This window comes from Chryseobacterium sp. PMSZPI (assembly GCF_002835665.1).
Taxonomy (GTDB): domain Bacteria; phylum Bacteroidota; class Bacteroidia; order Flavobacteriales; family Weeksellaceae; genus Chryseobacterium.
The window spans coordinates 1-8,533 of sequence record NZ_PIZV01000053.1 but is presented as its reverse complement, the minus strand read 5'-3'; the positions used below and the strand labels follow the sequence as shown (position 1 = coordinate 8,533).

At 35.3% G+C, this 8,533-nt stretch carries 8 protein-coding genes, 1 pseudogene and 1 riboswitch; of the genes and pseudogenes, 6 read left to right on the top strand and 3 right to left on the bottom strand.

Annotated elements, in window-relative coordinates; genetic code table 11:
- Together CW752_RS10745 and pafA are read right to left on the bottom strand one after the other, a co-directional pair.
- Positions 1-239: pseudogene (locus CW752_RS10745) on the bottom strand (TonB-dependent receptor); the annotation flags it as partial.
- A gap of 31 nt (positions 240-270) precedes the next feature.
- A riboswitch (cobalamin riboswitch) is annotated at positions 271-447 on the bottom strand.
- A gap of 212 nt (positions 448-659) precedes the next feature.
- A complete protein-coding gene (pafA, locus tag CW752_RS10740) occupies positions 660-2,306 on the bottom strand; it encodes an alkaline phosphatase PafA (protein ID WP_101239714.1) in 1,647 nt (548 codons plus the stop codon).
- A 168-nt stretch (positions 2,307-2,474) separates the two neighbouring features.
- On the opposite strand from pafA, the gene CW752_RS10735 reads away from it, so the two are divergent.
- The 3 genes from CW752_RS10735 (at position 2,475) to CW752_RS10725 (ending at position 4,894) form a co-directional block, all read left to right on the top strand.
- Positions 2,475-3,437 (top strand): RDD family protein, encoded by a 963-nt coding sequence (locus CW752_RS10735; protein ID WP_101239713.1) that lies wholly within the window; start codon positions 2,475-2,477, stop codon positions 3,435-3,437.
- A gap of 127 nt (positions 3,438-3,564) precedes the next feature.
- Positions 3,565-4,347 (top strand): hypothetical protein, encoded by a 783-nt coding sequence (locus CW752_RS10730; protein ID WP_101239712.1) that lies wholly within the window; start codon positions 3,565-3,567, stop codon positions 4,345-4,347.
- 10 nt (positions 4,348-4,357) lie between these two features.
- Positions 4,358-4,894 carry a GNAT family N-acetyltransferase gene (locus tag CW752_RS10725; protein WP_101239711.1) on the top strand — a complete coding sequence of 179 codons (537 nt, stop codon included), beginning with the start codon at positions 4,358-4,360 and terminating at the stop codon, positions 4,892-4,894.
- Between the two features lie 91 nt (positions 4,895-4,985).
- On the opposite strand, the gene CW752_RS10720 is transcribed toward CW752_RS10725, so the two are convergent.
- Positions 4,986-6,326, bottom strand: coding sequence for a M28 family metallopeptidase (locus CW752_RS10720; protein ID WP_101239710.1), 1,341 nt, complete (start codon positions 6,324-6,326; stop codon positions 4,986-4,988).
- A 156-nt stretch (positions 6,327-6,482) separates the two neighbouring features.
- On the opposite strand from CW752_RS10720, the gene CW752_RS10715 reads away from it, so the two are divergent.
- The 3 genes from CW752_RS10715 to CW752_RS10705 are packed head-to-tail and all read left to right on the top strand — an operon-like array spanning position 6,483 to position 8,398.
- The gene (locus CW752_RS10715; RefSeq protein WP_101239709.1) at positions 6,483-7,055 is read left to right on the top strand and encodes a Crp/Fnr family transcriptional regulator; all 573 of its coding nucleotides are present in this window, start codon (positions 6,483-6,485) and stop codon (positions 7,053-7,055) included.
- A 47-nt stretch (positions 7,056-7,102) separates the two neighbouring features.
- The gene (locus CW752_RS10710) at positions 7,103-7,669 is read left to right on the top strand and encodes a putative glycolipid-binding domain-containing protein (protein WP_101239708.1); all 567 of its coding nucleotides are present in this window, start codon (positions 7,103-7,105) and stop codon (positions 7,667-7,669) included.
- Between the two features lie 6 nt (positions 7,670-7,675).
- Positions 7,676-8,398: a DUF1963 domain-containing protein gene (locus CW752_RS10705; RefSeq protein ID WP_101239707.1), complete on the top strand. Its 723-nt coding sequence runs from the start codon at positions 7,676-7,678 to the stop codon at positions 8,396-8,398.
- The last annotated feature ends 135 nt before the right edge of the window (positions 8,399-8,533 follow it).

Sequence of the window (8,533 nt, the reverse complement as noted above, 5' to 3'; positions counted from 1 at the left end):
GAAACCGCTCCTCTTCCATTTTCTTTAATATACAGCTGAGATTGAAACCTCAACAGTTCAGAAAGGTTGGTAGAATTTTTTTCAGCATCTTCGGGAGTGATCGTTTTTACCGGATGAAAAAGTTTTACCCTATTCATCTGGTTATCGAAGATGTAAATCGTATCTATGGCTTTCTCCTGTCCAAAAAGAAAACAACCATAAGACGAAAAAAGCAGTATTAAAGATCTTTTTATATCCATACTTTTTTACTTTTCCTCCGAAAGCAATAGATTTTTTGATTATCATTTTGGCAGGTCTCCTGACTTTCACATTCTGTACCTTCCCGTTCACACAGTGGTTTTTTACAGAAACTTTGATCGTGATTTACAGTTGCGGGGACAGTCCGGGGCTTTCACCCGATTCCCTTTTCATTCCAATACGCTGGAAACCAAAATTTTTGCAAAGATAGTTTTTTAAATGTATTAGACAAAAAAGTGGAATTATATACCAACAATTGCCTCATTGGTATGTCTACCAATGCAACAAAAAAATGTAATAATTAAAAATGTTAAGATCATAAACACTATCATTGAAAATATGGCAAATCGAAGATTTAGTGGACTAATAAAAAAGCTGCTCTCAATACTGAAAGCAGCTTTTTGTGATATTATTATGCCAGATTATTTTCCAATAACTTCCGTAATCGGATTTCCGACGTTTCCACTTGGAAATTGAATTTTTAATAATGATGAAACTGTAGGAGCAATATCCGTCATGTGATAAGCCTTGTTACTTTCTCCGTGTTGTACTCCCCAACCCATAAAAATCAAAGGAATATGAGAGTCATAAGAATTCCATACACTGTGCGTAGTTCCGGTTTTAGAATATGGAGGAAGCATAGAATCGTGAGAAATCAATTGAATATCTCCACTTCTTTGTCTATTGATTCCATTGATAATTCTTTGCTTAATAGGCTCCGGAATACTAGACTCCTGAACTTTATCTACAGAAACAGCATATAAAACCGTAGGATCTTTTTCAAGTTCTTTAACTGTGAAATTTCTCACATCATCTAATTCCAGTTTACTGTCCGCCAACACTTTTCTATCAAAATAAATCTGATAGTTATCAATCGCGTTCACTAGTTTATCTGCACCGAACTTTTCCTTCAATTTTTCGTTGATAGTCTTTTGCGCCCCTTCACCAAAGAAACCTGTCGGAATTTTATGTTCTTTTAAGAATCCTACAGAATGTGCTCCACCGTGGTCAGCAGAAAGGAAAACTGTATATTCCCCTTTTCCTACCTTTGAATCCAGGTAGTTGAAAAATTCGGCTAAATCCTGATCCAGCCTGATATAAACATCTTCTACCTCAATAGAGTTTGGACCAAACTTATGTCCTGCGTAATCCGTAGAAGCTAAGTTAATTGCTAAAAAGTCTGTAATATTATCTCCACCCAGTTTTTCTCCCTCTACAGAAGCTTCTGCTAACTTCAAAGTCAAAGTATTTCCAAAAGGAGTGTAACGAATATTATCTCTCTTTTCCTGATAGTCCTTAGCTAAATTGCTATAAGGGAATGTAGGTGTTTTTGCACTTCCCAACAATCCTTCCCAAGGAGAATTATCCGGTGCGCTTTCCGTATATTGGTTAATTGGAAGTAAAGTATTCCAACCGTTTGCCACTAATTTTTCAGGTAAATTCTGAGCATTGAATGATTTGATCCATTGAGGAAGATCATTCATATACCATGTACTGGATACGAAGTTTCCTGTGCTATCGTCAAACCAGAAAGCTCCGTTCGGCGTGTGACCTGCAGGAAGGATGGAAGCACGGTCTTTCAAAGAAACACCAATTACTTTTCCCTGGAAATTGGTTGCCAATCTCAATTCGTCGGTTACTGTTGTAGACCAAAGGTTTTTCGGAGAATGACTTCCAGTCTTTGTATTAGTTGTTCCTACCGGCTGAACACTGTCATCTGCTGTACAGTATACTCCCTTACCGGTTTCTTTATCTGTCCAGTCGTTTCCGGCAATTCCGTGGATCGCCGGTACAGATCCTGTATAAATACATGTATGTCCCAAAGCAGTAATTGTAGGAACATAAGGAATATGTACATTATTTAAAGAATATCCCGTATTCAAAAGTCTTTTGAAACCGTCATTGCCATATTTATTGTAAAAACGGTATAAATAATCCCAACGCATTTGGTCTACCACCAAACCTACGACCAATTTTGGCCTTTCCAATTGAGAATTTCTGTTCTTCTGCGCATTGATTGTAACTACGGACAAAAAAGTAGCTGCCGCAATTGAAATGTTCCTAAGCATCCAAGTAAATTTTTATTGATCACAAATTTAGGGGTTTTGAAAATTTTAGAGTGTGAAATTTTATTCAAATTTAAAAATAGAAGCATTTTTATTACAAAGGCTGCATGATTTTGGGAAAAGCCGACTTATTTTTTTATTACTTTTGTTCGAATTAAAAAAACTAATACAATGGAAACTAATTTGCTTTTATCCAAGTTTTGGACACGGATCTGGGCTCTTTTGCTTGATTCAATCCTTCTAGGAATATTCGGATTTATTCTTGGATTTTTTTTCCAAAATTATTTTATATCATTAGGAGAAAACGCAAAACTTATCGGATGGAGTATTTCGTTGATTTATTTCTCTGTTTTAAATTCCAATATTAACCAAGGCCAAACTTTCGGAAAAAAATTAATGGGCATTCAAGTTGTTGACAGTAACGGAAATTTTATATATCTGAAAACCTCAATAATCAGAGCTTTAATCCTTACGGCTCCCTTTTTTCTTAATGGATACAAAATTTCCGGAACTTCTTCATTCTCGGTCGTTGCCTTCGTTCAGTCAATTATCATCTTTGCACTAGGTATAGGAAGCATTATTTTTTATATTCTAAACAAGCAGACCAGGCAGTCAATCCACGATCTTATTGCTAAAACATACGTAGTTCAGGATTATAGAAGCAGTACCATTACAGTAATGCCGAAAGTAGGCAAGCTCCCATTCTACATTTTAGGAGGTATTTTTGCCATCATTATCTGTTCATCAATTTATAGTTATACAAGCAATTCTACGATAAAAAAGCTTATTCCCCTGTATGAAAAGCTTAGTCAACAAAAAAATATATCAAATGCCAGTATTGTGATGAACTATCCCCCAATGACAGACAACACAGGAACTCAACGTAATATCTATACAGTTGTTATTAAAACCAAAAAGAATCTAAAGGATATAAACCAACCGGCATATAGTATCAAAAATAAAGAACTTCAGGAAACTGTAAAAACGTTTATTGAGAGTCACGTTTATGATTCAGATAATGATATCTTAAGTGTAAGCGTCAATTCAGGTTATGATATTGGTATTTCAAAAAGCAATTATGAACTCAATATATCTCAACCCATATACAAATGGAAAGAAGTCTATAAACTTTAGTATTATTTCCCATTATTGAAATATTTTAAACGCATCCAATGATGCGTTTTTTTATTGAATCAACCCATCAAAAACATAAAATTTTATTTAATTTTGGTTACTGTACAATGCATCAATCGATCCGGCTATGATTTTAGGAGTATACTGGTATTTTAAATTCCCTGAGAATTTATATCATTTCAGGTTTTTTAAGTTTTTTGATGGATCCGGTGGACATATTGATAATGCTGCCGAGCTGGTAACCAGAGTTCGGGTCCACAGTATCGATAATTTGAAAAAAAAATTGGAAGAATTGAAACTACAGTTCCCCCAAACTTATTTACACCTGAATATAAATGAAAATCAAATGATTATCAGCACAGGAAACTATCAGCTTTTTGATTATTATTTTCAGTTTGCTCTTGAAATTGAAGCCTTGCTCGTCTGTGAAAATGCTGTACTCGTCGATTTTGGATCTCCTTTTGAATCTCAATTCACTAAAAATTATCATCCTGAAAGGAAACTATTTAAAAATATTGAATATCGGTTTATTCAGATGGTAAACTCAGACTCCAAGAAAAACAATGCTGAAAATTTTTCAATAAGAATTGATTGTAATCTGCCTTTGGCTCGCAAAAAAGACTTTATTCATGAAGTCTCTCAGGTATGCAAAGAAGAGAATATTCATATATTTTATTACCATGATTTTGACTTCAGGGACCAATGCAACCTGATGTTATTTTTCACTAACGGCAGACAATATAAGAACCATATTCAAGTGGTTGATATTAATTCATTTGGAAATAAAATAAACCATATTACACAAAAGTACCCACTTCATTTCGGTCATTTTGGAGGATTACAATATTATCCGCTTCATGGGCCACATGTGAAGTTGATGGTGGATCAGGAATATATTTTACATCAATAATACATTTTCTATGGAAATAAAAAAGCTACAAAAATTGACTCGTAACCCCAGCCTTACATGGGGACATAATGGCTATACCACGGACAGGATATATTCAGTTTCTTCCATCGAATATGCTGGCTCTTTTGAATTTACCTTAAGAGAAAAATCTTTACCTTATACCAAAATCTGGGAAACTGATGCAGACGATATTGAAGAACTCAACACCATCATTGAAACAGAACATTCTTTTGGAGCCTTTATTAACAATGAATTGATAGGTTGGATCATCTGTGAACACAGAACATGGAACAATAGCTTTTATATTGAAAACATTTTGATTGACGAAAAATACAGAAGACTCGGAATAGGGATACAACTGATTAAAAGTTCAATCAAAGAAGCCCGAAACTTAAACTGTCGCGTGATTGAATTAGAAACTCAAAACACCAATTATCCTGCCATCCAATTTTATAGAAGAATGGGATTTAATATTACCGGAGTGAATACGAGATTGTATGATAATTCTGAGGAAATAGCTCTTTTTATGACGCTGGATGTTGAATAAACCGGTGAATATTTAAAATTTTGGCTAAAGCCAATGGATGATTTATTGATAATGAAAGCGGGCTAAAGCCCGCTCCTATTGATGTTTATATCTATTTTACTTTCGGTATAACCATCAGGCTCTCATTCCCTGAAGCATTTACAGCCTGTATCGCAAAGAAATAATTGTCTTTAGAATAAGGCAGTTTTATAGAATTCTCTTTAGTAAAAAACTTTTTCTGCCATGTCGACGCATCCGTCTCACGCATTAAAATATAATATCCCGTTATTTCTCCCGATTTAGGTTTTTCCCAGGAAAGATCTGTAAAATTAGTAAGTTTACTGACATCTATTTTTACATTTTCCGGCTTTGAAGGTGATTTTGCAAGATTGGCTAAAACAGCAATGTTTACCCCTACATTTTTTTTAAAATATTCAAAGTCCATGAATTCGGGTAAGTCTCCATACTGTACACCTTTTTCTTTTCTGATATCCTGGTGTTGGTGGTCAAAGTTTTCATTAAACTCCGTCAACCGTACCGCAGAAAATCCTTTTTCTACAAACGGAGTATGATCTCCTCCTCTTAAAAAACGGTCATTTCTGTAAATTAATTTTACCTGGAGATTATCAACATACCGTTCTCCTATTTCTTTAATATATCTTGCCAGTTGTCTGGATTCGCTATCATTTTCTAATCCGAATTTTCTAATATCCTGAGCTTTTTTATCCAGTTCATATTGAGGTAAGCCTTCAGAAAAAACTCTTACTTGATGGGTATTAATAAGTTGGGTATCACTGCTGAGATTATTTGAGATCATATCGTTATTCAATAGTGCTTCCAGTTGCCAACCTTCATTAGCTACTTTTTCAACCAACATTTTCGATCCTAATAATCCTTGTTCTTCCCCGGAGAAAGCAACTAATACAATACTTGCAGGAAATTTAGACAGACTCAATATCCTGGCACTTTCGATAAGTGCTGCCACTCCGCTTCCGTCATCATTGGCTCCCGGAGCATTATCTTTTATATTCATCACATCACTTACTCTTGAATCCAGATGACCGCTCATCATAAATAATCGCTTATCATTAGGATTCGTTCCGTGAATAATTGTAATAACATTTCCTAAATCCGTAGGACGATCTATTCTTTTTCCGTCAGGTTGGATGGTTTGATTTTGCATAAAAACCTCCATTCTTCCTCCTGCATTTTTCGCATAATCATTGAACTTTTTCAATACCCATTTTCTGGCTGCTCCGATTCCCCTTTTGGAATCAGTGGTAGAGCTCATGGTATGTCTTGTACCAAAACTCACCAGAGAATTAATATGGCTTTTTAAAGAATCTGAATTTGTCTGTGAAACATAATTGACAATTTCAGGATCGTGATGGATTGTTTGCTGGGCATTAAATACTGTAGGAATAAGGAACAATGTGAAAATGATTTTTCTCATAATGGCGTTATCTATTAATCTATTGTAATTTGTTTTGGATGAATAAAATTACGAAAAAGACGGCAAATAGCTGTAATAATGAAGATCTGTGACCATTATATTCGATAAAAAATATGCATCTTTGAAAGACCTTATTTCAACTTCAAACAATTTATAGTGAAAAACCTCCTTACCTATATCCGCTCCCTTACTCCATTTTCTGATGAAAGTTGGGCTTTACTACAGCCTGCTCTCACCGAAAAATCATACAAAAAAAATGAACTGATGCTACAGGAAGGAAAAATATGTCATTCCTTATTTTACATTGATACAGGTTTTTGTAAAAGTTATTATGAAATAGATGGTGCCACCAAAAACACAGGTTTTTACTTTGAAAATGAAATTGCCACCAACATCAGTAGTTTTGGAAGTGGACAGAAATCCGAATTCAATATAGCCGCTTGTGAAAAAGTACATGCAATTATTTTTGATAAAGAAAAATTGTTTGAAGCAGCCAACAGTGTCCCTGAAATTGAAACATTGGGACGCCATTGTATCCGAAAATTCGCTTCCAAACAGGAGGAATTTTCTAATCTTTTTAAACTCTATTCCGCACAAGAACGGTTTGAGTACCTGGAAAACAAACACCCTGAAATGTTACAGCGCATCCCTCTTTCTCAACTGGCTTCTTTTCTGGGAGTAGCAAGAGAGACTTTAAGCAGAATCAGAAAGCGAAGAATTTCCCAGTAAGGTTCATTCGCTTTATAAAATCAAAACATCGTAAAAACCAAAGCATCATGAAGACATTGATATGGCAAGGAATAGCCTTTCAATCCTTGGAATATTTCAAACTGGAAGAACACAATAAAAAGCACATTGTAACTTCAAGAGTCATAGGTTATTACCAAAATTCCGTATACACCTTGGATTATCATCTCACCATTGATCAAGACTGGAATATCCTATCTTTTCTCATTGAATCCGAGGTCAATACCATTAAGCATACGTTGACGGGAAAAAAAATACAGGATGATTGGGAAATCAACAACGTCATCAATCCAGATTTCAAAGATTTTCCCTTCATTGATATTTCCCTGACCCCTTTTACCAACACCTTACCCATCAACAATTTAAGACTTGCTGAAAACAGTTCACAGGAAATCAAGGTTATTTATATTGATGTGCTCAATAAAGTGATAAAGCCAGTTACCCAACAATATACCAGAATTTCTGCAGACCAATATCGTTATGATAATCTCCAAACTGATTTTACGGCCGACATTTCGGTCGATGAAAACGGATTGATTGTCAATTACCCAGAATTATTTGAGAAAATTGCAGAGCTTAAAACCAATAACCAATAGACAGAGATGGACGCCAGAATCAAAGCCATAAAAGATAAGATTGAAAGGCCTGCCACGGAATTCATAACCGGCGGATTCAGGCCAGAAAACACCCTGGAAGAATCATGGATCGGTCGGGTATTTGCCTACGCAGAACACGAAGAGATTCCCTTGGATAAAAACGGAGATCCGATGATGCCCCTCATACAGATTTATCTTCCCAACCAACCTTTTGTTCCGGAACTGATAAAGAATAAAAAATTAATTACCGTATTTATCTCTCAGTATTTTCCGGAAATGCTTGAAAAAATGGGTGATCATTGGGTCATCCGGGAATATGATGATTTGGAAAATATAATCATCAAGGATTTACAAAGTCCGGTTTCTTATTTAAAACCATTTCCACTACGCTCCGAATTATATCCTAAAGATGCCCCTGTATGGGATGGTGGCGGAATTGAGGATATAGACTACCGTTTAATCTCTGACATTGTGAAACTTGAAAGAGAAGGGCTTTTCAACAGTTATTATGATATCATTAAGCACAGTTACAGAACTAAATTGGGTGGCTATCCATCATTTTGCCAGCCTGGTATCGGGTTTAAGGATGGTTTTGGAGAAGGCTTCGAGTTTGTTTTTCAGGTTTCCTCAGACGATAAGGCTAACTTGAATGTGATTCATAGTGGCAGCCTTATGTTTGCAAAGAATAAGAAAACCGGAGAATGGAGTTTGTATTATGATTTTTATTGATTGCCATATCCTAAATCGCTTCATTGTAAGCGTAATAAAGAAAAATTTGATCTATTATGAACCAACAATGTTTACCTGTACACGAACGTCAGAACCAGCATGTAATACTTTTCCTGGTGTAGTTCCTACAGCGTT